The following is a 24,062-nucleotide window of genomic DNA, read 5'->3' on the forward strand; positions in this document are numbered from 1 at the left end:
TCCAACTCGTTGCGCAAGCTATAGTAGTTGTAACGAACGCACTCGCAGACCTGATCGCCGCTTGAGGTGGCGTTAGATCTCCGAATTGGTGCCCAACCGAGCATCGGCTGAACCGACGTCGCGAAACGCCGCGACGAAATGGCCTCTCTTGACAATCAGAATGACCGAAGAACGACACAGCACGATGCCTCATAAATGCCGGATTGGAATGCCTTGGCCTATCGGGCCTCGCGTCGAGGATCCGATTCGGATCAAGGAGTTCACTAGTGCTTTAAATGCCCTCCGCTGGGATATCACTATCGCACGCGCGTCACTCGCGACTGTCTTTGACGAACTGGGTCGGCTTGCACACGCTGAAATTCGCTACTACTACGCGCGCAGGAAGGTGGCGGGCTGGAGAGGCGCTTGGTTCAGAGGACTAGCTTGGCTGTTCGGCACCGCTGGAGTATTGGTGCCGGTGATACATCCCATCCTCCTTGATCCGCCAAAGACATTCCTGTCTTTCGGGTATCTCGCCATTGCAGGTGCCGGCGCTCTCCTTGTTGCGGACAGTGTGTTCGGGGGCAGTGCCGCGCACGGGAGGTTTACGACTACTCAGCTAAAGCTTGAGCACGTGTACGAGAAGTTCTCTTTGGAATGGCAGGTGCTATTAGCAGCCTATGACGCTCAACCGGAAGCGCACGCAGCAGTGCGTCTCTTGGAGAGGGCGATTTCATTCGTCGATGCCCTTCATGGCGAGATTGCCTCAGAGACTGCTGCGTGGAAGGTGACCTTGCAAGAAATCAAAGAGGAGCTTGAGCGTCAACAGAAGGCGAAGCCTGCCGACTGAGGGGGGAAGAGGTTGGCGCAGATACGATTTAACTAATCTGTCGCCTTGGGCACGCTTGGCATGAGCGTCTGCATTCTCTAACTGCCACCGGCTGCTTCTGGCCGGCAGCAGGCCGTCAGATCCCGCCAATGGGTGGGCACCCCAGCTCCCAGAGGAAGCCAGGGCACTTCGCCACGCTTACGCGGCCTTCCTGACGATCATCGACCCCGCATTCGCAGCCTCCTGCAGAGCTTTCGATGACAGGTGGGCATACCGCATGGTCACTTTAGGATCGCTGTGCCCAAGTATCTGTTGAACCTCAAACAGACTGCGCCCACGCGAGACCAGGAACGACGCAAAGGTGTGCCGTAGGTCGTGAATGCGGATGTTGACTCCCGCCTTCTTGCGCAGCCGGTACCACGCCCGGGTAATGGCGGTGTACGGCTTGCCTGTCACCGGTGAGGGGAACAGATACTGCGATTGCCCTTGAGACTCCAACTGCTCCAGCACCCACAAGGCCGAGTCGTTCAACGGGATGGAACGTGGCTTCTTGGATTTGGACAAGCTGGCCTCTACCTTCCACATGCCCCGCTCGATATTGATGTTCTTCCAGGTGGCGGTGAGCCCCTCGTTCAGACGGGCACCCGTACTCAGCAAAAACATCAGAATCAGGCAGACCGTGCGATTGCGATCGGTGCGCAACACATGCAGCAGTTGCTCTAGCTGCATTTCGTCGAGGTAGTTCTCGACCTGGTTGTCCACCATGAACAGCTTGATGCCCTTGAGCACGTTCTTTTCGATGAACTCCCATTGCACGGCGAGGTTCAATGCACGGCGCATCAGCTTGATGCAGTGATCCGCTGAGGCAGGGCTTTGTTTTTGCAGGAACGCCCGGTGGAACACCTCCACCTCCCGACGGGAGATCGCATTCAGGGGCATGTCCTTGAACGTGGGCGCAAGGTGCAGGCGGTACAGCTGCTCGTCCTTCTTGGCGGAACGTTTGTGAGAAATCGCATGAGGCATGTAGTGTTCGCGCATGAACACGTCGAGCGTCATCGAGTCCAAAGAGGCTTTGGTTGACGTCTCTGAGATCGAGCGCTTGGGCGCCAACACATGGGCGGCCTTGAGCTGGCGAGCTTGCTTGCGGGCCTGGGCGAGGGTCACGTCTTTGATCGTCCCGAGCTTGGTATAGCTGTTGGTGCCCTTGTCATTCTTTTGACGTAGGTACCAAGCGGGAACAGCAGTGACAGATGCACGGCACTCGACGAACAAGCCGGGCTCGTCCGCAACGCTGTACTCGATCTTGGTTTTCCCGGGAGGGCACACCAGACCGGACGCCATGAAGGCAGGGGTAAAAGTCATGACTGGCATAAAGACTCCTTTCGAGTGGTTGGAAATACGTGCCACGAGGGACTGGGCACAGAGGTGGTATGAGGTGGGTATGCACGAGGACTGCGAATCCCCGTGACAAGCGGCAGACTCAGCGATGCCCCTCGGCTCCTAGGCAGAGGGTGCAAGGTGGTCGTGTTGGAGCAACGTCTGGAAATAGACGACTCGTCAGAGCGGGCAGCCCTCAAGAGATGTGAGAGCCCTGGCCCGATGCGGCGCGGCCTGGAGAGCTGAAATTCCCCGAAACCTGGTGTTCTGGAAACCTGGGCCTCTCCCGGCACCGTGGGTGGTTAGTAGTCGTCGGGATCGACAGGAGCGATCCAAGGCGTCAGTAGCGAGTAGATTTTGGCGCCACGTGCCCCGACACGCACTGACCAGAAATTGCGTGTCTTGTCTGTCCCAGCATATGTGTCGAGCACAATGCCAACAGCTCGGCGGCTTAGGTCCGTTTGTGCCTGCACTTCTTTCAGAAGCTCCATTTTCTGAGAAACACCGTCAGAGATGCATTTCTTGATGATCTCAATGGCTTCGGCGTCACGTGCCATACGCGCCTTATGTTTCATCTCAGCCAGTTCTTCTTCAGGAACAAGACGAACTGCCGCGAGCTTTTCCACATAGGGCACTTTGGGATCACCGGGGTATGTGCAGTACACATACTTCTCGACCGGGCCACGAGACTTCTCGTTTCTGAACTCCACCAACTTGACGCCCTGTTGGCCTTCAGCGTCGGTCGCACTCATGATGTGCGCGCAGTCGAAATCAGAGATGATGTCCGAAGTACCTCCATACTGCGGCCGACCATCAGCACCACGGTTCTTATTGGTGTGTGCCAAGGCAATCACGGTGCCGCCTTTGGACACAAAAGATCTGACCAAGTCGGCAAACTTCGAGCTCTTCGTCTTGTCCATCAAGTCGACGAACTTCTTTAGTGTGTCCAATACCAATACCGTCCCGTTGGCCGTGCCTGTTTCGATCATCTCGAGCATTGCCACGCGAAGGCGTTCCACGCTAAAGCCCTCTTGGTCCCTCGCAAGGTAGTGAAAGCCGTACTTCTGCGCAAAGCCAAGCTTGTCTATGGCTCCGTTGAAGGAGTCATCCACATTGATGTAGTAGACCTTGTCGCCTCGGATGCGCCCACTTTTGATGGCTTCAATAAGAAGCGCAAATGTGATCAGTGTCTTTCCTGTGTTGTGCTCTGCGTACAGCACGGTGGATTCCCCAAGCAGCGCCACACCTTGCATGACATGAACCTGCGCAAGCTTCTGTGTCACGAGCAGCTCGTGCTTTCCCCTCAAAGAGAACTTGTCAAGTGGGTGAGCGATCTCTTCGACTCTTTGTGCCTCAACATTCTGTGCTTCGATTTCTGTAGTGTTCATATCAATCCTCAAGTTGTGTCACGCGCAGCGCATTAGCTCCGCCGTGAGCGGATAGGTATCAATAATTGGTAGGTAGATGTGGGCCGGGCGCCGACGCAACAGCAGCGTCAGGTTCCCAGCTTTTCAGGTTTCCGGGACTTCCCCCGGGCCGGAGAGCAGCCAGAAACTGCAGGTTTCCAGGTTGCCGACACTTCGGTCCCGGAAACTTCGGTGGTGCAGGCCTAGGCGGGCAGTGAGTTCACAGCTGGGCGCTAGTGCACCGACGGTTTAAGGGCATCTCCCGCAGGGCGATCCCAGATGTAGTCTGCCAGCATCGTAAGTCCAACGGCCTGTGGAGTTCCTAACAGCATGAATACTGTACGTTCAAGGGTGCGTTTCAGCTTGCTCCACCGGATGTTTTTGTTCGCCCGCTCAAACGATCGACCTACAAAGCGAGGATGGTCTTCATCGCGCATCCACAGTGAGATCAACGCTTCCAGAACCCGCCTTTCAAAAGGCGCGAAGTCGTCCCCAGCCTCTGCTGCAGCCAGGGCAGCGCCAATGAGTACAGAGTAGTTCTCTTCAGTTTCATAGTAGCCGGACTCATCGACTTCAACGGTCGAATGCATGGCGCGCATCGCACGATCAAGGTCGTTCAACGGCACTCGATTGTTGGCAAACTTGAACCACTCGCTAAAGGCAAGCCAGTGCGCTGAACCCTTGCGGTACTCGGCCGCAAGCGCCTCTAGCACTGGTGGACGGAACGGGGCGAACATGTCTCCGTTGTGGGCGTTCCAGAAAGCTTCCCTGATGAGCGCAGGGTAAGACTCTTTGTTTCGGACCACAATGCCGCCTTGAGGCGCGGTCCTCGTGTACACACGGTTCGAGTACCGTGGCATAGCAGCTAAGGATGCGCTCTTAGTTGGCTCAATCTGTCCAAAGGGCATCTCGTCAAAATTCTTCATCGTTTCCTCAAGTCATTCATGGTCCGCAACTGCGGGATAAAAGACCAAAGACGATGGAAGACGGTCAGACGCGAGCAAGCAAGCGTTGCTTCAAACGATACGATTAGAGGACTGGAAATTTCCACCCGTGACTAGACGCCCACACAAGCAAACTTGTGCAGTAAGACCGCTTCCACAGACTTTTGGTCTGCGAAAAAAACCATCTGAAGCGAACTTCAAATGGCCCCTCAAGCAGGCTTGAGAGCTTGTCTTAGCGATCCGTAATTGCTACTGATCGCGCTTCCCATCAGGGTTTTTAGAGCAGAGTGGTCTGTTCAACCACGGCTCGTACGATTCGGCACTGAATAGCACCTAAAGCTTTTGCGACCGGCTTGGGGCCTTCTGCTTAAGCTCTGTGTGTATTGTCTTCCATCGCGCTTTCCAGTTCCATGATTTCCACAGGTTCCCACTCAGCTTGGTAGGTTGCTCTTGCGCACCAGTGGATGCAATGCTCGATTTCTGGCATAACCGCGCCCCAAAAAAAATAGCTGTGAGGCACCCCGGTGCAGCACCATGCGGCACCACCCCGGGGTATCTCTTTTACGTCCCTCCCTCGATCACCCACGGCAAAGCCTCCGTGTCACACGGCATTCGTCTTCAGGGTTTTCTTGGGGAGGGTGTTCCGGCAGGCCAGCGCGCGAGGGCCGGGTCCGGGAGGCGGGCAAGAGCTGCCCAGGTTGGCCGCAGGCGGGCCGGTGGCTGCGGGGTGATAGGTCGGGGTATCAGTCCCAGGCCGGGGTGCCCAGGCGCTCCGCCTCCCACCCGAGCAGACCTGCTGCATGGCTGGTGATGGCCAAGGGCAGAAGTTCGACGGGGATATCCCGGTCCAGCATGGCAGTGGCGGCAGTCAGAACGCAGTCTTGATAAGTCATGGGTTACTTCTTTCTATGGGTGTCGAGGTAGAACACAAGCCCCGCAGCGATCAGCACGATCACGAGGAAGTGCAGCGGAAAGGCATAGACCAACAGGCCCAGTCCGACCAGGCACAACCAGCGGGCGCCGGAGGCCATGAGGTGAAGGACGAGCACAGTGGTCAGGGAAGCGGCAAGCAAAGCGGCCATGAAGACTCCTAAAGCAAGGCAGAGGTAATAGGTCCTGGCGAGGGTGTCGCCGGTGGGTGGACTTACCGCTTGCAATGAGGGGGTCTGCAGGTGTTCGCAGGAGCTGGCTTATGGAGCGGCCAAGGCCCCTGCCCGCTTGCCGCGAGCCTTGTCATCCTTCACAGGGCGGGTGGTGGGCTGATTGGCGGGCTCTTTGGCGGACGGAGTGGTGGGCGGATTGGGCGCCTGCAGCCGGGCCTTCCAATCGACTCCTTCCACATACTGGTAGGCATGCCGTTTGTCCGTCACCGCTTGCAGAACACCCAGGTGCTTGAGAACCGCCATCACAAAGCCAGCGGTGTTCACAGAGGTGCCCGCAAAGAGCATTGCCAGGGCCGATGCCGACAGCGTCGGCGCCGCCATCAACAAAGGCTCTACAACGTCATAGGCGACCCAGGAAGGGTTGTGGTGCCCCTTGCCGGTGTTGTGGGTCACACGCAGGTGCAGGCGGCCTTCGGGGTCGTTTCCCAGCTCGTAGGTGAGCGTGGAGCGGCCGGACAAGGAGGGGCATTGGTCGGTGCGCAGGGTAGTGATGGTGATGGTTTCTGGAGTGGCATCTGGCTGGGTGGCATCTGTCATTGGTGATCCTTTTGATGGGTTGTCGAGGAACATTCCTCATTTCAGATACGCGGTTTTTCTCAGTTTGGAATGGGCAAAAAAATGCCACCCGAAGGTGGCTTGGTGGTCGCTGTGAGATGGTTCCAGCAGGTGTTGCAGTAGGGGATGCTTTGTCATCGGGGGTGGCCCTCGTGGGCATAGCGATCGCAGAGCAACGCCAGTGCATGGGGGATGCCCCGGGGCATGAACACCACAATGCCGAAACCGTCGTCGCTCAGGATGAAGGTCAGCACATACCAGTATTCGTACACCTCCAGGGCATCCCAAGACGGTGTGAAGTCGGGGTGATCGTTCGCCAGTCCATTCCAGCGGTTATGAAGGACGGTGAAGCCCAGTTGCTGCTCCAGGGCCTGTGGGGTGTCGTCCCGATCCATCACCACGACATGCAGCAAGGATGCCCAGTCGTCTATTTCGGTGAAGGCTTCTTCTGACACCCGTTCCGCCACCAGAGTGTGAAGGCCCAGGACATTCTCGGTACTTGCCAGTCGGTTCAAGGCGTCGTGGTCTCGGTAGGTTTGCATAGGCAGCTTTCCTTTTGATGAAGTGGTCAGACAAAGAAAAAGCGCCCGAGGATTGCTCCAGGGGCGCCCGGTGGGGTGCGATACATCACGAGTTGAGTTGGTCGAATTCCTAGAAGGTAGTTCTCTGCTTTAGCGTCCCCGGGTCTTTCGGTTGCAGGGGGGAGCTGTGGCGGGGTTGGCGTTTATTCCGGCATGCTGGACCTTTTGATGTCCTCGATGTGGGTACCGAGCGTGAATGCGATGTACCCGAGTGCACACACAGCCCAGAAGACCGCCATCAGGATGTCTTTGCTCAGCCCGATCAGAGCGAGCACAGCCATGGCACAGAAGATGGCAACTTGCTTCTTGGTGGTGCGTTCAACGGCATCCCTGAGCAACTCCACCCCTTCATCCATGTCCACGGCTTTCTTTGCGGGTGTCTGCAAGGTCATGGGGTCGGGCGATGGTGGTTCCGCTGCAGCCTTGGCCTGTGCAGCCTGGCGGGCGGCCTCCAGTTCTGCCTGGCGTGCCTTATCTGCTTCCCTGCGGGCTCGATCTGCTTCGTCGGCGAGTTCTTTTCTGCGGGCTGCCAGTCGTTCGTTCAAGTCCATAGGTCTCCTTATGAATGGGATGTTGACGATCTAGACGACTACTCGCCCTCTTGCAGGTGGTCAGCGATTGCATGCAGGACGGCGCCACCCAAGACTGCGCCTGCAGCACCAGCGACGGCCTTGCGCCCTACCCGCTTGGCTTGCTCTTCGGCTGCGATGACGTCATCGATGCAGCGGGCGGCTCGGGCGGCTCTTTCTGATTCAGGGACACGGCGCTCGAAGGTGACCATGAGGGTTTCTCGGTCGGACACCAGCAGGTGGCGCTGCATTACCTTGGTCATGAACACCATGCGCCAGCCTTCGGAGGCCATGGCGTTGATGTAGGCCTCCAGCACGCCGGTTTCGATGCGGCCTTCGCCCAGCAGGGCTGAGCTGATGGCACAGTCGGCCACGTCGATGACCTTGTATTCGTATTCCATGGGTGTCCTCCTTGGTTGATGTTGATGGTGACGGGGTCGGTTGATTGGGGGTGGTCACTTGCTCCAGCGAGACCGCTCGAACACGCTGGGCAGCGCAATGCTTCCCTTGTCCTTGTCGTACACGCACAGGTGGCTGGTGTACTTGCTCGCGTCTTCGCTGACCTTTTCAGACAGCTCCACGACGATGTGGCCATCCTTGGTCCAGTGGTCGATGGGTTTGACGATGGCGCCGTATTTGGCTCGCTCCTGTTTGTGGAAGCTGGCGCATTCGGATTTGACGCGGGCAAGTTCTTCCCGGCTGGGGCCGGAGCAGCCGGATATCAGGGTCAGTGAGGCCAAGACGAGAACGGGAAAGGCAGATTTCATGGGTTGCATAGGTGGACTAAGGCTCCTTGGTTGGGGGTTGGGATGACTGGCAAATGACTTTTTCAAAGGGCACATCCCCGCTGAGCGTGGCCGCCCGCACGGTTATGTAGCGAATTTCGTGACGACGAATTATCACCACGTCACGAGACTCGTGACATGCCATCCGAGCCTTTGGAGTCCCCCAACGTTGTGGGCCGCCGCATGCGGTCACTACGAGAGGGTTTAGGGTGGTCTCAGGAGAAAGTTGGGGTACTGATCGGCATTGATGAGTCGTCAAGCCGCGCTCGAATTAGTCGATATGAGTTGGGGACGCATGAGCCACCGGTGAAGACCGCTCGGCAGATTGCAGAGGCCTTGGGCGCACCGCTTGAGTATCTGTATTGCGAAGATGATGACCTCGCCACAGTTCTGTTGGGGCTGTCAAAGCTGAAGCCGGATGCCCGCAAGCAGGTTGTTTCTAAGTGGCTCGCGGAGATGGCGGAATAGACGGGTAAAAATTTTCTTGCCCACCACCGGGGATGCCGAACTACGGACATGAGGCCCATGCTTCCAAACTGGCCTTCCCTAATCATGCTTGGGCTCCTTACCATTGCTCCACCAGCCCTCACCGCGATCTTTGCGCTCGCTTGTAGGCCTGCGCGCAGCTTTCTCGGTATAGAAGATGGGCTGGTGACCTTCCGCCAATTTGATTTTCCTGGGGATAACTATAGCGGCTCAGCTTGTAATCCGAGTCTTGGTTAAAGCACGTCTGCACAAGGTTTGTGCTCCAGCTATAGGGCCCAGAGCCGCCCTGGAAATATTGATTATCGATACAGGGGTATGCAAATCATCAAGTTGGACTGACCGGCTTCAATTTCTCAATTCAGAGAAATACGCCCTCGAGGCGCGACTCAAATATTCCCGACTAGTGTGGTTAGTAATCGGCCAAACAGGTGACGAGTCAAATGGATCACGATGAACTTAAGTAACAACTTCGGTGTGGCTTCCTTCAATCCCATTGAAGGTCCGGGGTACGAAATCGCCCAACTCCGAAGACACCTATCACTCACATCGAAATGGGATAGCGAGCTTGTATCGCCTCAACGTTTCGGGCAAATTGCCAGCGACCGTGGTATAGGGCAATTTGCAAAGGACGACATACTTGGCCTGTGGCGTATCGGGTTACTCCGCGCTGATTGTGTTGAGGGCGAAAACTCCCCGCAAATTGACCGATTGACTTTATTCAATTTTGATTCACGACATCTCAACTTGCGCACCATAGTCACAAAGCAAAACGATCCGGAAGCTCAACCTCCAAAAAGCCGAGAGGTGGAAATTCCGCTGACGCCCCGCTACCCAATGTGGGTTTTTATCCGACGCGGGTCTATATTTTGACGCTCGCTTCGAAAACTAGCCACTGTCAATATTTAATCTACAGACTAGGATTGGCTAACATTGCGCACTTTGAGGTTAAAACCTTGATAGGTGGACAAGTAGCCCAGAATTTTCCGACCGCTTTGACTAGCTGCAGCATGTTCCGTTGTTCTGTGGCTTCCGCCAGAAGATCATTAGGTTGGAGCTCCAGCCCTAGCTGACGTGACAACGGCGTCCGTCGACGAAGCGGCGCCAGTGCTTCGATGATCGAGCATCAACGCATGCCGACCTGACTCCCATTTAATGCGAAGCGACGTAGCAAACATCGGCTGTGCGCACCAGCCAATTTCGAAAGCTTGCGACACCGTATTTCGTCGGCCACCACCGGTACGCGAGAATGACAAAAGTTCGTGCGTGGGCTCAGCGACATCGTGTTGCGCATTTACAACAAAAAGCACTCCACAGCGGCGATCCAGCCTGCGAGGGTCTTCGCTGAGCGGGCTCGCGGAAATGCGCCCCAGCCTGGACGCGACGCCCTGTTCCCGATACGCTACGCGTCAACCAAAGTTTCATGAATCCTCCCTTGATGATCCGCCTGCCATCGGCTTCCGCCCCTATTCCTAGCACTTTTGACTACACCGGCACAGTAGAACGGGTTCGCGTAAAGGCGGACGGCAAGACATTGACCCTGACCGGAGGCGTCGAGCTCGACGTTCATCGGTCATGCTGCGTCGGCGTGAACGACGAGCTTCGCGTCACGAAGCGATCGGGCGCGCTCAGGGCGGAGGCAATATGCGAAAACGGCACAGCCACGGTGTTGCCCGCCTTCAGCGTCGCCCACGCGTTGCCTGACCTCGGCGGCCGCCTTGTTGTGCGGGAGGCCCGGGATGCATCCGACGCCGATGGCTACGAGCGCCTCGCTTCCTACCACTATCGAGCCCATCAGAGCTTCGGGCGAAAGGCGATGCTGGTCGCCACTCTGGAAAGAGACGGTGTGGAGACACTCGTCGGGTATCTTGAGCTCAACAACACTTTCGCCGGCAACAAGCCACGGAACGACCTGTTGGATGCCCAGTTCGACGACGCGTCCGGCATCTCGTGGGCTCGGTGGGACATGAAGGTTCGCGGCCGCTACCTGAATGCGATCGCGCGCATCGGACGTTGCGTCGTGCACCCAGAGTTTCGGGGCGCCGGCATCGGCGTGCTCCTTTGCTCAGGAGCGCTTGAGTATTGCAAGACTCACTGGCACATCTCCCGAATCAAGCCGCTCTTCATCGAAATCACTGCAGATATGCTTAAGTTCGTCCCGTTCGCGCAGAGCGCCGGGATGACCTATGTTGGAACGACCTCCGGCAACATCGACCGTGTCAAGCGGGATCAGAAATACCTCAATCGAGTCTTCGCCGACATCGAGAGCGGAGCTCGTGACCGGGAGAGCCATTCGGTCTTCTCGGTGAATGCAAAGTCGATGCTCCAAAAGCAGAGGGGCGACGTCGAACGCATCCGCAAAATCGCATCCGATCAGAATCTGGACGTGGAACAGATGCTGTCGGTCTTCTTGTCCGCGGACACTCCCGACGGGATGTCTCCGACGGCCTACGAACTGCTTTCGACTCTGCTGAGGTTTCCCAAGCCCACATACATGGCCGGACTGACGAAAGACGCCAGCGCCTTCCTGTCGAAGCGTCTTTCCGAGGTTCGGCCTGACGAACCGGCTTTGGTCACTGAGGAGATGCGCCCGGCGAAACTTTCGAACACTATCAGGATCACCGACCTGTCGATCGCCTACGAATACAACGTGGCATCCAGCTCGTGGGCAAACGCGATACAAGAGGCCTTCGGAATCGACAAGACGATCAAGTCGATCACAGGAGTGAGCGCGCTCACCTTGGACGTGCAGCCCATGCAAATCGTCTACGTCTGGGGGCCGTCGGGCTCAGGAAAGACAGGCTTCCTCGAGGCGCTCGACGGAAGCCGGAAGCCGTCTTCAGGAACGGTGAAGGGGCTGACGCCCAAGGACTGCGCGCTCTTCTCCCTCGACTTCGAAGACGCCCCCGCGATCGAGCAGGTGGGTTCGCAGGATCTTGCCCACTGCCTTTTCAGCATGAATGCGGCCGGTCTGTCCGAAGCGGCCCTCTATTTCAAGCATCCGAAGATGCTCAGCACCGGCCAAAGACATCGACTAGGCATCGCAAGGCTGATCGCATCGCGGAAGCCGGTATGGATCATCGACGAATTCTGTTCGGTCTTGGATGACACGACTGCGGCGATCGTGTCGAAGAATGTTGGACGCACTGCGCGAGCGCTCGGCGTGACAGCGTTTATCGCAGGGCCTCGCAGAGAGCCGGTGCTATCCGCGTTGAAGCCGTCGTTCATACTGAATCTTGATTCCCTCGGACGATGGAACACCGAGGCGTTGAAGACTGCCTAAGGAACTGCACATGAGCGACCATCTCAAGCCAATCGGCGGCAACGCCTATCGCGGAAAAGAGCCGATCGAAGGGGTCTTCGTCGATTCGGTCGGCAAGCATCTCGTCGTAGGGCAACGCGATCAGTCCAAGAGGTCTGGAGCGTCGATCTTTCTTGGCAAGGTCGGTGAGCGAGTTCCATCCACCGAATACTTCGACTACAACGTCTGGCTGGACGCTGAGTTCCCTCATGTCGTCTTCGTCGCCGGCAAGCGTGGTAGCGGCAAGAGCTACGACTTGGGAATCGTGTTGGAAGGGCTGAGCGCCACCGACGGTAATTTCTCGATGAAGCCCTCGGGATTCTCGTCCGTGCTGTTCGACTTGCAGAGTCAGTTTTGGGCTCTAGGGGGAACGCTCAATGGCCAACTCGCGGCAGATGTCGCACAGGTGGACAAGCTGGCGAAATGGAATGTCAAAGGTGCCGTGAAGCCGCCAGTCCTGTTCCTTCCCGTCGGCTCCAACCCGATTACGGGAACCGAGCGGCCTATGACCGTTCCTCCAAGCTCCCTTGAGCTTGAAGACTGGCTTTCGTTGCTGGGCACGAAGCGATTTGAAGCCATGGGGCAAGCCATCGCCACGTGTCGACAAGTGGCCGTGCGAACCAAGCCGAACTTTGAGATCGCAGACCTCGTCGCCATCCTTCAACGGCCGCAACAGTATCAAGACCTTGCCACTTTTCAGCAGTCGACCTTCGACGCCGTCTTGTGGCGCCTCATGGCTCTCGACGAGACGGGCCTGTTCAAGGGCGGCCAGTCGGTGCTGGACGACATACTCACGCCGGACAGATGCTCGATCGTCTTGATGCGTGACCTTCCGGAAGATCTGAAAGCTGTCACGGTGGCTGTTCTCATGCGACAGATCGAAAGGGCAATGTCTCGACACCACCAGCAACGCAAGGTGGCGGCGAGAACTGGCGCGCCGGAAGATCGCAGCAAACCTAGCCGCATCTGGGTCATGATCGACGAGGCTCATCTGGTCTGCCCCGCCGGCGACAAGACTTCCGCCAATGAGGTGATCGTCGACTATGTGAAGCGTGGGCGAGATGCGGGCCTATCGCTCGTCCTCGCCACTCAACAGCCGTCGGCGATCGATGCCTCAGCGATCAGCCAAGTCGATGTGACGATTCTCCACAAGCTGACCATCGACGCCGACATCGCCGCGGCGACTGCGAGGCTTCCCGCCCCACTTCCGAGCAGCACTCGCGTCCGCGAGAAGGACATTTCGGATCCCAAGTTGCTGGTGCGTGAGTTGGCGCCCGGCGAGGCGCTCATTTCGGATTCAGAGGCCAGCCGGACATTTGTCTTGCGGCTGCGGCCCCGCGTCTCCCCACACGGCGGCGGGGAGCCGATGTTGTGAAGACAGCATTCGATCCCTTGCAAAAGCTCACGACGCAGGAATCGATCCGCTTCGTCGGCACCATCGGGGGCGTCTCCACGAATGTGCCGGAGCACTTTTCAAGCTTGTTGCAGTTATTCATCGGACGCGAAGTCCGCACGGCATCGGAGCTCGTCGAGCGGATCATCGCCGACACAAAGTGCACGCAAAAGGTCGCAGCGGTCAGCGTTGAGGAGGCGTCGGCGCTCGGCTTGATAGCCTCCATTCCCGGGCCGACATTGACGCACAAGAAGTATCTTCTTGATGATCAGGGCCGTGTCGTGAATGCCATGCGTAAGCATCCGGGGTGGAGCAATCCGGCCCGGCGGAGACTCGTCTTCCTCCGCCCGATGTTCGAGGCGAACGGCGACTACTTGCTTCAAGCGATGAGCGTGCTCGACGGCGGCACTGAGCCCGAGCTGGTCGTGGACGCCTTTCGAACGCTGGTTCAAAAGATGGCGCTCGCGAAAGTCGCGGAACTTCCAGCGAACCAATCGGGATCGAAATGGGATACGTTCCGACAGGCCGTCGTGTCTCGGCAAAGATCAATTTTCGGAGAGCGTAGCGCTATCGGCGATGGCAACCTCACTCTGGAGGCATTGCAAAAGCAAAAGCGCTTAGCTTCCGAAGCTGCTCTGAACGCACTGCGGAAAAAGGCGCCTCCTGCCGCGACCGAGTCTAGCCAAGGCGGGGCCGGTGGCACGCGAACCTTGGAACATCATTTCTCACGATGCCGCGCATGGCTCGATTCGCTAGGGCTCTTGGAGCACCGCTCTGGGCGCCCATTCCGATTGAACGAATCGGGCCAGACGCTCCTGAACTATTTCCGAAGTCGGCTCCGACGCGGATCTCTGAATATCCCTCCAAGCTTGGCTACGTTGTCCGACTGCTTCCGTATGGACGCGGAAGAGGCTGCGGACGTGTGGGGCGCAGTGATCGACGACCTGTTTTGGGAGGGAGCGATCTTGGCGCTGGACGGAGGAGGCTCCTACACCCCGACGCGGGCTGAACTGAAGACGCGCTTCGACGCCGCCTTCAACTTGGTGCGAGTCACCGGCATCACAGAGGCGATGCTCACTCCATTGCGGCAGACGCTTTTCTTTGGCTTCCTCTGGGATGGAAAGCCGATCAGGGATCTGACTCCTGTGATCAGTGGCGACGAATCCATCCCTGCCGAGTATCCAAACGAATATGGATTCGGGAGAAATCGGCAGGGACGACTGGCCTATCTGTTCAAAAAAAGCTAGAGCATCACGTCAAGCCGTGAATGCCTCCGACGTCTTCGGCGCCGATGGTGCCCCCGTCGATCACAAGCTGAGCGGCGCCCTGCCAAACGCGGTTGGCGTTTTGGATCAACTTTCTTGCGGTACGCGGGGCAGTCGTCCTCTCCACAATTTCCTTCAGCGCGTCCGGAGTGAATGGATGCTCTGGGCTAGGAGCTTGCGCGCCGTTTCGCGCATAGGTCATCAGCTCCGTGAGGAACCGCGCGCCGTCATCCACCTCGTCGTGCGAGCTCATGTGGATCGGATTCGCGGTCACACGCACCATGATCGCTTCTTCCAGAATGCCGTGGAACAAGCTCGCGTTCTCCGCGGTCGCGCTTAGGAAGAGCGCGAAATGCTCAGTGCAGCTATTGAAAAGATCTCGCAAGCCCGTTCGAATGCTGATGAACTCGTCGGACTTCATTTCCAAAAACTGCTCCATTTCGTCGATGAGCAAATACGCTCCATCAAACACTGGCGTCCCGGGAATCTCCGGATATTTCTTGGTCAGCACCGTGTAGATTGCAGCGAGCGCTCCTAAAGCGTCGTGATCGTCCTCGATTCCGGAATTGAGTTCAAACGCCTTCAGCGCGGCTGGCGCGGCTTTCGAAGAAAAATAGTTCCACGCCTCGCCATTGTCTTCGACCAGACCTTCAAAGACATTGAAGATTTCAGGGAAACGCGGATACAGCGTCTCTTGCAGGCGCCTCTTGCTTTCAGCCTGCGCACGCTTCCCGAATGCGCCGAGGTCTTTGGCCTCTTCTGGACTGGCCTTGGCAAAGAGCTGTGGAAGTTCTCGGCCGACTTCGGCTTGTATATATCGAACGATCGGTTCAACCGCAGTTCGTAACGGCCCGCGCCCAATTTGCTTGATCACTTCTTTGACAATGCCATGGAACGAGCCTTTTTTCTCGACCTTGGGCTTGTCGAGGTAGGCGACGAGGGAGCGCCCCTCTCGCTTCAGAAAGTCACGAATGTATTTCAGCGCATGGGTCTTTCCTGAACCGTATTCGCCATAGATCAGCGCCAGATGAGAAAGCTCCAGCTGCGAGTGGCGAACCTCGCGGACGATTCGGAGCAGCTCATTTTTGGCATCGGTCGACCCAGCCCAACTGATGTTGTTGTCGACGGGAACCACGTGGAACGGAGCACGCGAAAAGCCGCTCTTGGAGAGAAGTTGTAGATTGTCCATGTTGTCCTTACGAAGGAAGGCTGTCGGCATTTAGCCGTTTGGTGGTCCAAGCGTCGAAGTTCAGCGTATCCGCATGCCTTCGCGCCTTCTCGAACGATGTTTGGGCTTCTTCGAATTCTTGTTTTCTGTAACCAACCATCGAGGTCTCTAAGCTCTGGCCGGCGTGAGCGAAGTTCGTCATGTTGTGCGATCCAACAGCCCAGAACTTGCGCTCTGCCTCGCGCTCGAACAGGTAGACCTTCGCATGCAGCTTAGGGTTCAAGTAGAGCTCGATTTGCTCGTCGTGCAGCAGTTGAAGAAGCCTCTTCTTTGACGTGACGTCGGCATCGCCCGCGGCGGGCGGCCTTGTGATCAGGCAAACCCGGCAGCCCCTCTTTTTCGCGTCGATCATGGCAGTCGAAATCAACCCGAGCGCGCCGCCGTCGAGATCCGTCGCAAAGGGCGCGACGATCCTAGCCACTTTGAGTTGCGGGTCGCGCATCTGGCCGAACAACATCGGACCGAGCTTGTCGTCGTGCACCGCGTGAGCTGCGACGACTGCGCTGACCGCGGCCGCTCTGCGATGCCGTCGCGCCCCGGGCCTCAGTAGTCGATTTAGCTTGGCGGCGATGGCGTCTTCAAAGGTCGCGAGCACCGCGACCCGGTCTGAACGACCGAACACCCTTAGCGCGTCCCCCTGCAATGAGGCCTCGATCCTCGATTCTTCGAGACGGTGGGAAATGAGCAGTAGCGGAACGATGGCGTTGCGCTCGCACGCGACCAAAGAACTGCTCAGAGCCGTCAACTCTCCCTCGCTCATCGAACCCGGCGACGTCGATGCTACGACGATCACGCAGTTCTGTATCTCTCCTCCCGTCGCATCGAACTGTCCTCCCGGCAAGAGGTCGCTGACGATCCCGCAATCCACTGACGCGCCTGATATGGCAAGGCATCGCTTAGCAAGATCCAATGCCTCGGTTTCGTCGGATATCCGGATGAGAGTCGCATGCTTGCTGACTAGGTCGATCACGGTTTCACGATGGAGCTCTTCAAGAGCCTTGTGGGCTTCTGGCAATTCCAGCTCAAGGCATACTTTCTTGCAATTCAGCACGCAGAGGAGAAGGGAGTCCGCGTCAATTGGCTCGCTGACATCGTGCGCATTTGGGTCGCGGAATACCTTGATCTGTTGAAGGCACCTCAGCAGCCCCTTCTTCCTGTCTGCGAAAACGGCAACTTCTTCGGCGGCTGGAGCTGGGCGGCCCAAATCAGCGAAGAATTTGTCGAACAGGTTGTAGAAGTCCGAGATGCCCAGCAGCTCGAAGTCGTCAGTAACGGCTGTCGAAACTTCCGGGCTGGCTCGCGCTCGATCCGCATTGATCTTCATGCGCTGCCACTGGGTGACGTCTGAACCCGCTTCCTTCTTGCCAAACAGAGCCGCAACCTCTGCTTCGGCAGTCGCGCCAAACCTCGCCCGCAGGCGCTCGCGGATGCGTCCCACGATCGCGTTCCGAAAGACGCGAAGCACGCGCTTGAGGTTGACCTCGTTGTCGATGTTGCTTCCTGCCACGTATGACTTCCTTGACCATCGTGATGAGTGCGAAGTGATTTCGCTTGACTGGGACGTTTGCCGTGAGCCGCGCTGCCTGTCAATCTTGAGTGCATGAGAATACTAACCTCGAATCTGGGCGCGGCGCGTAGCCCTGCCGTGGACGAGGCATCCGACTTGGGGCGTTGTCTCTCACCTTGTCAATGCAACCCAACTTGCCGAGATCGTCGAAGCGGCTGGCCGCGCGTGACCGCACGAGTGCTGAGAGTCGGCGCTAAAACAGCCGCGCGAGAATCGAGCAGCTTCGACGAAGTGACATTTGTCTCGTCTGAGGTCTTAGAACCTGTTTACGATCTTCTGAGTTGCAGCCCCAGGAACGCCATGTGAACGAACTGCAGGCTGGTATTGAGCAAGCGCTCGCAGTTCTTCCACAGCCCCCTGTTCTTGTCCAGCCACGCAAAGTTGCGCTCGACGATCCAGTGCTTGGGCATGACCTTGAACGTGTGCAGTTCGCTTCGCTTAGCGATCTGCACCGTGACGTGCTCGCCCAGAATCTCCTGCACGCCTTGTCAGTCTGCTACCGGCCTAAAACAGATGTCGGTCAAACCGCAAAGGCACCATCCAGACATGGAGGGGGTCGAGCCAGCGAGCATGACCGAACCGCACCGAACAGCGCTCTACCTAATCCAAGTTGCGAACAACATCTAACAAAGCAAAAGCCCCTGGCTCCGTAAAGAACCAAGGGCTTTTATTTGGTGGCCTGGGGCGGAATCGAACCACCGACACAAGGATTTTCAATCCTCTGCTCTACCGACTGAGCTACCGGGCCTGAGCCTCAAATTATAGCCAGAAAATTGGAGGCTTTTGGAAGTTTGCAGAAATTAATTGCGCTTGCCCCGGCCCAGGTCCACGCCCAGCTGGCGCAGCTTGCGGTACAGGTGGGTGCGCTCCAGGCCGGTCTTCTCGGCCACGCGGGTCATGGAGCCGCCTTCGCGGGCGAGGTGAAACTCGAAGTAGGCCTTCTCGAAGCCATCGCGCGCCTCGCGCAAGGGGCGGTCCAGGTCGAAGCCTTGGTGTGCATGAGGGCCTGCGTCCACACCGGCCATGGCGGTTGCAACGGCGGGCATCTGTGCAAAGGTGGGGTCGGCTGGTGCAGCGGCGGGTGCCTGGGCCGCAGCCACGGGGGCGGCCTGGTGGGCGGCGTTGCGGGCCAGGCCCTGCTCTACGGCCTTCAGGAGCTTTTGCAGGGTGATGGGTTTCTCGAGGAACGAGAACGCCCCGATGCGAGTGGCTTCTACAGCGGTGTCGATGGTGGCGTGGCCGCTCATCATGATCACGGGCATGGTGAGCACGCCTGCGGTCGCCCACTCCTTGAGCAGCGAGACGCCGTCGGTGTCGGGCATCCAGATGTCCAGCAGCACCAGGTCGTAGCTGTTGCCAGCGCGGGCGCTTCGGGCCTGGGTCGCATTTTCTGCGAGGTCTACGCTGTGACCTTCGTCGTTCAGGATTTCCGACAACAGATCACGAATGCCGAGCTCATCATCGACCACCAGAATGTTTGCCATGTGTGTTGAAGCGCCTTGGGGAGGGACTGCGGGGCGGTGTTGTTATCACGCCACCGCTGGTACAGGGGCGAATGATAACGACACTTGGGCCCCGCGCACCACGCCGTCGTCGGTGCGGTTGGACAGGTCGATGCGCGCACCGTGCTCATCTGCGATCTTTTTCACCACGGCCAGACCCAGGCCGGTGCCCCGGGGTTTGGTGGTGACATAGGGCTCGAAGGCGCGCTGCAGGATGTGGGCCGGAAACCCCCCGCCGCTGTCCGTCACGGTGAGCCGCACACGCCGCGAGGACTCGCTCCAGCGGGTGCTGATGCGCACCGGTTGCAGCGCCGCCTCGGCGGCATCGGTGCGTGCCTGCTCGGTAGCGTCCTGCGCGTTTTGCAGCAGGTTGTGCACCACCTGGCGCAGCTGCTGCGCGTCACCGGCAATCCAGGGGCAGCGCGGGTCCAGCTCGGCTTCTACAGGGACTGTGGCGTTTTCTTCGCCATACAAATGCAGTACATCGGCCACCAGGGCATTGAGGTCCAGCGCGTGCAGTTCTGCTGCGGGCAGGCGGGCGTAGTCGCGGAACTCGTTGACCAGCCGCTTCATGGCATCGACCTGGTCCACGATGGTCTTGACGGACTTGGCGAGGATGGCCTGTTCGGGCCCGGGCAGCTTGCCCGAGAGCTTCATTTCCAGCCGCTCGGCCGACAGCTGGATGGGGGTCAGGGGGTTCTTGATTTCGTGGGCAAGGCGCCGCGCGACCTCGCCCCAGGCCTGCGCGCGCTGGGCAGAAACGATTTCAGAAATGTCGTCAAAAACCAACAGTCGGGCCGAATCGGGCAGCTCCGCGCCCCGCGCGACGAGGCTGGTGGCGTGTTGCCCGGCCCCGCCTGCCGAGGCGTGCAGCTCAAACGGCTGCTGCCAGTGGTCCAGGCCATGGCGTTCGTGGTCGCCCAGGAAGGCATCGAAATGCCGCTGCACGGCGGCGGCAAACTCGGCCAGGCCCGGCACCTCGGACAGCGGGCGGCCCTCGAACGCCGCCATGGGTGCGCGCAGGATGCGGGTGGCGCCGGGGTTGGAGGAATGGATCAGCCCCTGGGCATCGAGCACGATGACCCCGGCCGTGAGGTTGTCCAGGATGGTCTGCAGGTTGGCGCGGGCAGCGTCCACCTCACCCATGCTTTGCTCCACCGCCTGGCGCGCGTCGGCCAGCTGCTGGGTCATGAGCGCAAACGAACGCGTGAGGCCGCCCAGCTCGTCCTTGCCCTGCAAGGCCGCCTTGGGGCTGAGGTTGCCAGCGGCCACCTCGCGCACGCCTTCAGCCAGCACCAACAGTGGCCGCACCAGCTGGTTGCCCAGCAGCACGGCCAGCAGCACGGCACCAAACACCGCGAGGAACAGGCTGAGCGTGAGCGTGCCCACATACATGCGCCGCAAGCCGCCACGCGCCAGTGCGCGCTCCTGGTACTCGCGGTTCGCCTCCTGCACCGCAATCGCGTTGGCCACCAGCGCGGGCGGCAGCGGCAGCGTGGCCTGCAGGTAGCGGGGCTCCACCAGCAGCCCCACGCTGGGGCTGGCCACCAGCGCCAGCACTTTCACGCGTGCATTTTGCGCGGCCGCCGGGTCGGCGATGTCGTCCAGCCCTTCGATCTGCGCCGTAGCGCGCTGCTGGCGCACGGTGCGCAGCAGCGATGCCCCCGGCCGCTCGGGGTTGAGGCTGAAGCGCGATTGCCCGGCACTGGCCACGGCCTGGCCTGCGGCATTCCAGAGCACCACGTCGGTTGCGCCCAGCTGGTCGCGGATGCGCTCCAGCACCAGGCCCGCCGTGGCGTCGGGCACCTGGGCCACCTGGGTGCTGGCGTTGCGGGTCTTGGCTGCCATGTCGGCGGCCAGCGAATCCAGCGACACGCGGGCCAGGCTGACCCCGGCCGAGAGCGCTCCTTCGACCTTCACGTCAAACCAGCTTTCGATCGAGCGCGTGACGAACTGGTAAGACACCACATAGATCAGCAGGCCCGGCATGAGCCCGACCACCGCAAAGATCGCGGCCAGCTTGACCAGCAAGCGGCTGCCAAACCGCCCCTTGCGCAGCCGCATGCCCAGCCGTACGGCCACCCAGACCAGCACACCCAGCAGCAGCAGGGCCACAAACACGTTCACGCCAAACAGCCAGGCGTAGTTGCGCTCGTACAAAGCCCGGTTGTTGGTGGCCAAGGTCAGCAGGAACATCAGCACCAGCCCGATGGCCGACATGATGGCCGCCCCCACGCCCACAGCCCAGCGCACGGCGCGGGACTGGCGCGCGGTGGTGTGGGTGGACGGTGGTGCGCCCGCCGGGGTGCCGCCCGTGCTCACCTGGCCGGCTCCGCGCCCAGGCGCTGGCTGCGGGACACCAGCAGGTTCCAGCCCGAGCGCCCCACGGCGCCGATCTGGAAGGGACGGGGCAGCTGGGACATGTCGAGCCGGAAGCGGAAGTTGACCGTGTGCACGGCATCGGCCTCGATCACATCACGTTCTGCAATCTTCCAGCGCGAAAATCGCTGAATGGACGCCATCGCCTCATCGTAACTGTCAAAGTTCTGCCCCAGGACCACCCCCAGGCCGCTGTTGGTGAAAGGCACGGCAGAGATGTTGAGGCGCCAGCGGCGGGTCAGCGGCTGGTAGCTCAACCGGAAGTAGCGCGTGGTTTCGGCCACAAGGCGGTCGGACCAGTACCAGCGGTCGCGCAGCACCTGCGCATCGGCCACAAAAAACATCGGGATGCCTTTGTAGAGCGCATCTTCGGCCAGATCTGGCAGGTCAAACTGGAGGTTGGCCCCGAGGTAGAGGCCGTCTTCGGCGCGCTCCAGGCGCAGCTCGCCCACTTCGGCATTGGCGGCCTGGGCGGCCGTGGCGGGGGGGGCCAGCAGCCCGCCCCACAGGCACAGCGACAAAACTGCGGCGCAAAACAGCAACCAATGGACCCCAGCGGGCCCATTACGGCGATTTTTGCAACAGTGCGTAAAAAAATCCGTCGTGGTCACCGATCTGATTGTCCGGGACTGCCCCGCCCTTGTCCGCGTTGCCGGGAATTAAATGGCCCGGCGAAGGCTGCAATTGCGCATCGGTGTTGTGCGCAAGAAACGTTTGCACCTGGGCGTCGCCTTCTGCGCGGAACACCGAGCAGGTGCAGTACAGCAGGCGCCCACCGGGGCGCAGCAGGGGCCACAGGGCCTTCAGCAGCTGCGCCTGCAAAGTGGCGAGTTGGGCAATGTCGCTCTCCCGGCGCAGCCAGCGCACATCGGGGTGGCGGCGCACGATGCCGGATGCGGTGCAGGGTGCGTCGAGCAAGATGGCATCGAACAGAGCACCACCACAATGCGCCTGCCACCAGTCCTGCGGGCGTGCAGCATCGGCCACCAGCACCTGGGCGCTCAGCCCCAGTCGCTGCAGCGTGTCGCCAATGCGGGCGCTGCGGGTGGCATCAACCTCCAGCGCCGTGACATGCATCGGCGCGCCGGGGGCGGCCATCTCCAGCAGGTGCGCGGTTTTGCCGCCGGGGGCGGCGCAGGCGTCCAGCACCCGCAGGGGCTGGGCCAGGTCCAACCCCTGCAGCAGCAAGGGCGCCGCCATCTGGGCGGCGGCGTCCTGCACCGACGCCCAGCCCTCGGCAAAACCGGGCAGCGATGGCACGGGTACCGGGTGCTGCAAGGCCAGGCCCATGTCACCGGCGGGAAATGCTTCTAAATTGATAGCACTCAACGCTTTCTGATAGCGCGGTAGCGTGCATTTTTGCTGATTAATCCGCAACGTCATGGGCGCGTGGGCGTTGTTGGCCCGCAGGATCTGCTCCCACTGCTGCGGATGGTCCTTGCGCAGGCGCTGGATCCACCACGCCGGGTGATTGAAGCGGGCCACCGGGTCGTTGTCGGTGGCGGCCACCAGGGCGTCGCGCTCCCGCAGAAAGCGGCGCAAGCAGCCATTGATGAACGACGCCTGGGCCCGCGTGGAGGGGTGGTGCTTGGCAGCCTCCACGGCCTGGTTGACCAGGGTGAAGGCTTCGTAGGGCGCTTCGTCCGGGTTCCAGCCCAGCGCCAGTGCCGTGCACAACAGCGCATCGGCAGCGGGTGGCGGCGTGCGGGTGGCCAGCTGCCGGCGCAGGGCGTCGGCGCGGCCCAGTTGCCGCAGCACCTGGAACAGCAGGGACTGCACCCCGGGGCGCAGTCCCGCATCGACTGCCGCGAGGGCCGCCGTGCCGGACTGGCCGCTGCGAATGGCCTGCAAGGCCCCCGCAACAGCGGTCAACTGCTGCCACAGTGCCACCGAGCCAGGCGGCGTGGCGCTCAGCGCCCCCGAAGGCACTCCATTGCTACGCGGACGTGGCGGGCGGGAGGGGTGGCTGCCGCCAGGGCGACCTGGTCGGTGGGAAGAAGGAGGATTCATCGTGGTCCTGAAAACCGGCTGCGGCGACCGCGCTACAGCGCGCGCGCCGCCTTGAAGCCAAAGACCCATGCCAGCAGGCTGGCCGGGAACTGCGCAATGGCTGCGTTGTAATGCCGCACCGCATCGTTGAACACTTGGATGGCCTGGGTGTTTTGCTGCTGGTGCTCGTCCCAGCGGATCTGCCAGATCGACAGGGCCGTGAGGGCGGGCTCCGCCGCTGCCTCGGGCGCGGGGGCCACGTCTAGCGCTCTTGTGGGGGGTTGCACCACGCCCACGGCGCCCAGCCAGGTGGCCAGCAACACATCGCGCGCAGCCGCCAGGGCCGCCACGGCTTCGGGCTGCAGCGGGCGCGCGCGCGCCACAGCCAGCGAGGCACTGAGCTGAGTGGTGGCCCCTTGTAAGGCCGCCACCTCCTGCTCGCCCGCACCGGCCAGCAAGCGCCCCCGCTGCACGGCGATGGCGGCATCAAACTCGCCCAGCAGCGCCACCAGACGCACCATGTGGGCGTCGAAGCTGCCAAACGACTGCACCACCGCCGAGCGCAGCCGCATCAGGCGGTTGTAGGCCCCAAGGGCCCAAAACAGGAGGACGGCAAAAGCGATCCAGAAAAGGGGCGATGACCACAACATGCGCAGTTGCTGGTGGCGCGGGTTGCACGCGCTCCAGCCCGGGAAAAGGGGTGAGAAAAAAAAGGAAAGAACCTGGGCGTTCCGGCGTTCCATGAAAAACGCCCCCGGCCTGCCAGG

General features: G+C 60.0%; 23 protein-coding genes, 1 tRNA gene and 1 pseudogene. 6 read left to right on the top strand and 19 right to left on the bottom strand.

Translation table 11 applies throughout. The features are described from left to right. Nucleotides 1-160: 160 nt before the first annotated feature. Nucleotides 161-829, top strand: a complete 669-nt coding sequence (locus CBY09_RS10870; protein ID WP_133066273.1) for an SLATT domain-containing protein — start codon at nt 161-163, stop codon at nt 827-829. A gap of 177 nt (nt 830-1,006) precedes the next feature. Here CBY09_RS10870 and CBY09_RS10875 read toward each other — a convergent pair whose 3' ends face one another. The 10 genes from CBY09_RS10875 to CBY09_RS10915 form a co-directional block, all read right to left on the bottom strand. Continuing rightward, nucleotides 1,007-2,179, bottom strand: coding sequence for a site-specific integrase (locus CBY09_RS10875; RefSeq protein WP_094289335.1), 1,173 nt, complete (start codon nt 2,177-2,179; stop codon nt 1,007-1,009). 308 nt (nt 2,180-2,487) lie between these two features. Continuing rightward, the gene (locus tag CBY09_RS10880) at nt 2,488-3,573 is read right to left on the bottom strand and encodes an AAA family ATPase (protein ID WP_094289337.1); all 1,086 of its coding nucleotides are present in this window, start codon (nt 3,571-3,573) and stop codon (nt 2,488-2,490) included. 251 nt (nt 3,574-3,824) lie between these two features. Next, nucleotides 3,825-4,517 carry a hypothetical protein gene (locus tag CBY09_RS10885; RefSeq protein WP_094289339.1) on the bottom strand — a complete coding sequence of 231 codons (693 nt, stop codon included), beginning with the start codon at nt 4,515-4,517 and terminating at the stop codon, nt 3,825-3,827. A gap of 761 nt (nt 4,518-5,278) precedes the next feature. Continuing rightward, the gene (locus CBY09_RS23860) at nt 5,279-5,428 is read right to left on the bottom strand and encodes a hypothetical protein (RefSeq protein ID WP_165773898.1); all 150 of its coding nucleotides are present in this window, start codon (nt 5,426-5,428) and stop codon (nt 5,279-5,281) included. Nucleotides 5,429-5,431: 3 nt separating this feature from the next. Beyond that, a complete protein-coding gene (locus tag CBY09_RS10890; protein WP_094289341.1) occupies nt 5,432-5,617 on the bottom strand; it encodes a hypothetical protein in 186 nt (61 codons plus the stop codon). Nucleotides 5,618-5,725: 108 nt separating this feature from the next. Next, nucleotides 5,726-6,235 (bottom strand): hypothetical protein, encoded by a 510-nt coding sequence (locus tag CBY09_RS10895; RefSeq protein ID WP_094289343.1) that lies wholly within the window; start codon nt 6,233-6,235, stop codon nt 5,726-5,728. A 152-nt stretch (nt 6,236-6,387) separates the two neighbouring features. Next, nucleotides 6,388-6,795 carry a hypothetical protein gene (locus CBY09_RS10900; RefSeq protein WP_094289345.1) on the bottom strand — a complete coding sequence of 136 codons (408 nt, stop codon included), beginning with the start codon at nt 6,793-6,795 and terminating at the stop codon, nt 6,388-6,390. A gap of 182 nt (nt 6,796-6,977) precedes the next feature. Next, the gene (locus CBY09_RS10905) at nt 6,978-7,385 is read right to left on the bottom strand and encodes a hypothetical protein (protein WP_094289347.1); all 408 of its coding nucleotides are present in this window, start codon (nt 7,383-7,385) and stop codon (nt 6,978-6,980) included. A 38-nt stretch (nt 7,386-7,423) separates the two neighbouring features. Beyond that, nucleotides 7,424-7,804 carry a DUF4177 domain-containing protein gene (locus tag CBY09_RS10910; RefSeq protein WP_094289349.1) on the bottom strand — a complete coding sequence of 127 codons (381 nt, stop codon included), beginning with the start codon at nt 7,802-7,804 and terminating at the stop codon, nt 7,424-7,426. 54 nt (nt 7,805-7,858) lie between these two features. Then, nucleotides 7,859-8,170: a hypothetical protein gene (locus CBY09_RS10915; protein ID WP_133066275.1), complete on the bottom strand. Its 312-nt coding sequence runs from the start codon at nt 8,168-8,170 to the stop codon at nt 7,859-7,861. Between the two features lie 156 nt (nt 8,171-8,326). Here CBY09_RS10915 and CBY09_RS10920 point away from each other — a divergent pair, with 156 nt between their 5' ends. The 5 genes from CBY09_RS10920 to CBY09_RS10935 all read left to right on the top strand — a co-directional run bounded on the left by CBY09_RS10920 (nt 8,327) and on the right by CBY09_RS10935 (nt 14,612). After that, complete coding sequence (locus tag CBY09_RS10920; RefSeq protein ID WP_094289353.1) at nt 8,327-8,656, top strand: helix-turn-helix domain-containing protein; 330 nt, start codon at nt 8,327-8,329, stop codon at nt 8,654-8,656. A 468-nt stretch (nt 8,657-9,124) separates the two neighbouring features. Next, on the top strand, nt 9,125-9,544 hold the full coding sequence (locus tag CBY09_RS23685; RefSeq protein WP_133066276.1) for a hypothetical protein: 420 nt from the start codon (nt 9,125-9,127) through the stop codon (nt 9,542-9,544). Between the two features lie 565 nt (nt 9,545-10,109). Then, the gene (locus tag CBY09_RS10925) at nt 10,110-11,954 is read left to right on the top strand and encodes a GNAT family N-acetyltransferase (RefSeq protein WP_240515680.1); all 1,845 of its coding nucleotides are present in this window, start codon (nt 10,110-10,112) and stop codon (nt 11,952-11,954) included. Between the two features lie 10 nt (nt 11,955-11,964). After that, the gene (locus tag CBY09_RS10930) at nt 11,965-13,347 is read left to right on the top strand and encodes an ATP-binding protein (protein ID WP_094289357.1); all 1,383 of its coding nucleotides are present in this window, start codon (nt 11,965-11,967) and stop codon (nt 13,345-13,347) included. Beyond that, entirely contained in the window at nt 13,344-14,612 is a 1,269-nt protein-coding gene (locus tag CBY09_RS10935; protein WP_133066277.1) for a hypothetical protein, read from the top strand. Before CBY09_RS10930 ends, CBY09_RS10935 begins: the two co-directional genes overlap by 4 nt. A 4-nt stretch (nt 14,613-14,616) precedes the next feature. Here the strand turns inward: CBY09_RS10935 and CBY09_RS10940 are convergent, their stop codons facing one another. The 9 genes and pseudogenes from CBY09_RS10940 to CBY09_RS10980 all read right to left on the bottom strand — a co-directional run bounded on the left by CBY09_RS10940 (nt 14,617) and on the right by CBY09_RS10980 (nt 23,945). Then, nucleotides 14,617-15,819 carry a hypothetical protein gene (locus CBY09_RS10940; protein ID WP_133066278.1) on the bottom strand — a complete coding sequence of 401 codons (1,203 nt, stop codon included), beginning with the start codon at nt 15,817-15,819 and terminating at the stop codon, nt 14,617-14,619. Nucleotides 15,820-15,826: 7 nt separating this feature from the next. Further along, entirely contained in the window at nt 15,827-17,365 is a 1,539-nt protein-coding gene (locus tag CBY09_RS10945; RefSeq protein WP_094289363.1) for a phospholipase D-like domain-containing protein, read from the bottom strand. A 326-nt stretch (nt 17,366-17,691) separates the two neighbouring features. Further along, nucleotides 17,692-17,913 (bottom strand): annotated as a pseudogene (locus CBY09_RS10950) (transposase); the annotation flags it as partial. Nucleotides 17,914-18,097: 184 nt separating this feature from the next. Next, nucleotides 18,098-18,173 (bottom strand) — tRNA-Phe (locus CBY09_RS10955). A 52-nt stretch (nt 18,174-18,225) separates the two neighbouring features. Beyond that, the gene (locus CBY09_RS10960; RefSeq protein ID WP_094289365.1) at nt 18,226-18,909 is read right to left on the bottom strand and encodes a response regulator; all 684 of its coding nucleotides are present in this window, start codon (nt 18,907-18,909) and stop codon (nt 18,226-18,228) included. A 45-nt stretch (nt 18,910-18,954) separates the two neighbouring features. Beyond that, complete coding sequence (locus CBY09_RS10965) at nt 18,955-21,249, bottom strand: sensor histidine kinase (RefSeq protein ID WP_094289367.1); 2,295 nt, start codon at nt 21,247-21,249, stop codon at nt 18,955-18,957. Further along, a complete protein-coding gene (locus tag CBY09_RS10970) occupies nt 21,246-21,827 on the bottom strand; it encodes a DUF4390 domain-containing protein (RefSeq protein ID WP_420807447.1) in 582 nt (193 codons plus the stop codon). The genes CBY09_RS10965 and CBY09_RS10970 overlap by 4 nt, the downstream gene beginning before the upstream one ends. 43 nt (nt 21,828-21,870) lie before the next feature. Further along, nucleotides 21,871-23,316 (bottom strand): 16S rRNA (cytosine(967)-C(5))-methyltransferase RsmB, encoded by a 1,446-nt coding sequence (gene rsmB / locus CBY09_RS10975; RefSeq protein WP_094289371.1) that lies wholly within the window; start codon nt 23,314-23,316, stop codon nt 21,871-21,873. Nucleotides 23,317-23,348: 32 nt separating this feature from the next. Then, entirely contained in the window at nt 23,349-23,945 is a 597-nt protein-coding gene (locus CBY09_RS10980; protein ID WP_094289460.1) for a LemA family protein, read from the bottom strand. Nucleotides 23,946-24,062 lie beyond the last annotated feature (117 nt).

Source organism: Acidovorax kalamii (assembly GCF_002245625.1).
In the GTDB taxonomy this organism is placed as follows: Bacteria; Pseudomonadota; Gammaproteobacteria; order Burkholderiales; family Burkholderiaceae_C; genus Acidovorax; species Acidovorax kalamii.

Excerpts from the sequence above, each read along its gene's own strand:
- CBY09_RS10910 (WP_094289349.1), bottom strand. The coding sequence starts at position 7,804 with ATGGAATACGAATACAAGGTCATCGACGTGGCCGACTGTGCCATCAGC.
- CBY09_RS10875 (WP_094289335.1), bottom strand. The coding sequence starts at position 2,179 with ATGCCAGTCATGACTTTTACCCCTGCCTTCATGGCGTCCGGTCTGGTG.
- CBY09_RS23860 (WP_165773898.1), bottom strand. The coding sequence starts at position 5,428 with ATGACTTATCAAGACTGCGTTCTGACTGCCGCCACTGCCATGCTGGAC.
- CBY09_RS10905 (WP_094289347.1), bottom strand. The coding sequence starts at position 7,385 with ATGGACTTGAACGAACGACTGGCAGCCCGCAGAAAAGAACTCGCCGAC.
- CBY09_RS23685 (WP_133066276.1), top strand. The coding sequence starts at position 9,125 with ATGAACTTAAGTAACAACTTCGGTGTGGCTTCCTTCAATCCCATTGAA.
- CBY09_RS10930 (WP_094289357.1), top strand. The coding sequence starts at position 11,965 with ATGAGCGACCATCTCAAGCCAATCGGCGGCAACGCCTATCGCGGAAAA.
- CBY09_RS10980 (WP_094289460.1), bottom strand. The coding sequence starts at position 23,945 with ATGTTGTGGTCATCGCCCCTTTTCTGGATCGCTTTTGCCGTCCTCCTG.
- CBY09_RS10940 (WP_133066278.1), bottom strand. The coding sequence starts at position 15,819 with ATGGACAATCTACAACTTCTCTCCAAGAGCGGCTTTTCGCGTGCTCCG.
- CBY09_RS10915 (WP_133066275.1), bottom strand. The coding sequence starts at position 8,170 with ATGAAATCTGCCTTTCCCGTTCTCGTCTTGGCCTCACTGACCCTGATA.
- CBY09_RS10925 (WP_240515680.1), top strand. The coding sequence starts at position 10,110 with ATGATCCGCCTGCCATCGGCTTCCGCCCCTATTCCTAGCACTTTTGAC.
- CBY09_RS10890 (WP_094289341.1), bottom strand. The coding sequence starts at position 5,617 with ATGGCCGCTTTGCTTGCCGCTTCCCTGACCACTGTGCTCGTCCTTCAC.
- rsmB (WP_094289371.1), bottom strand. The coding sequence starts at position 23,316 with ATGAATCCTCCTTCTTCCCACCGACCAGGTCGCCCTGGCGGCAGCCAC.
- CBY09_RS10880 (WP_094289337.1), bottom strand. The coding sequence starts at position 3,573 with ATGAACACTACAGAAATCGAAGCACAGAATGTTGAGGCACAAAGAGTC.
- CBY09_RS10870 (WP_133066273.1), top strand. The coding sequence starts at position 161 with ATGACCGAAGAACGACACAGCACGATGCCTCATAAATGCCGGATTGGA.
- CBY09_RS10920 (WP_094289353.1), top strand. The coding sequence starts at position 8,327 with ATGCCATCCGAGCCTTTGGAGTCCCCCAACGTTGTGGGCCGCCGCATG.
- CBY09_RS10900 (WP_094289345.1), bottom strand. The coding sequence starts at position 6,795 with ATGCAAACCTACCGAGACCACGACGCCTTGAACCGACTGGCAAGTACC.
- CBY09_RS10960 (WP_094289365.1), bottom strand. The coding sequence starts at position 18,909 with ATGGCAAACATTCTGGTGGTCGATGATGAGCTCGGCATTCGTGATCTG.
- CBY09_RS10895 (WP_094289343.1), bottom strand. The coding sequence starts at position 6,235 with ATGACAGATGCCACCCAGCCAGATGCCACTCCAGAAACCATCACCATC.
- CBY09_RS10885 (WP_094289339.1), bottom strand. The coding sequence starts at position 4,517 with ATGAAGAATTTTGACGAGATGCCCTTTGGACAGATTGAGCCAACTAAG.